A 727-nucleotide genomic window follows, 5' to 3' on the forward strand; every position below is an offset into this window, starting at 1 on the left:
GTCGGCGCTGCGCCTACGGGAGAGCGCGGCCGAGGCCCTCGAGCGCGCCCGGGAGGCGGAGCGGCGGCACCGGGGCGCGCTCGCCCGGGCGGCCGACGGGGCCTACGCACTGGCCGGATCCGACGCCGCCGGGCTGACCGAAACCGAGCTGACGGAGGCCGGGCTGGCCGAGGCCGAGCTGCGGCTGCGCGCCGAAGTGGTCCGGCTGGAGACGGCCCGGGCGGAGGAGCGGCGCTGCGCCGAACTCGCCCGCGAGCAGCTCTCCTTGACCCAGGGCCGGGTCGACGCCGAGGAGCTGGCCGAGGAGGCCGCACGCTGGCTGGCCGAGTTCGAGGGCGAGTTGGCCCGGCTGGAGGAGCAGCAGTCCCGGGCCCAGGCGGCGAGCACCCGGGTCGAGCAACTGGACGGGCAGCGCGCCGAGTTGACCACCCGCCTGGGTGCGGCCCGGGAGCGGGACGGCCTGCGGGTCGAGATCACGGCCGCCGAGCCGAGGGTCGCCGAGCTGCGGACGGCCGCGCTGGACGCCCGCGAGTTCAGCCTGGACCTACGGGACCGCCGCCTGACGGGCATGGCCGCCGAGCTGGCCGAGCAGCTGCGCTCGGGCGAGGCCTGTCGGGTCTGCGGCTCGCCCGAGCACCCGGCGCCCGCCGAGGCCGCCGACGGCGGTCGGGTGAGCGCCGAGGACGAGGAGCGGGCCGGCCGGGCCCAGGCCGCCGCCGAACAGCTC

1 pseudogene is annotated in these 727 nt (G+C 79.0%); it reads left to right on the plus strand.

Annotated elements, in window-relative coordinates:
- Positions 1–727 (plus strand): annotated as a pseudogene (locus BG452_RS36145) (SMC family ATPase); the annotation flags it as partial.

It is taken from the genome of Streptomyces sp. CBMA123 (assembly GCF_014596465.1).
GTDB lineage: Bacteria > Actinomycetota > Actinomycetes > Streptomycetales > Streptomycetaceae > Kitasatospora.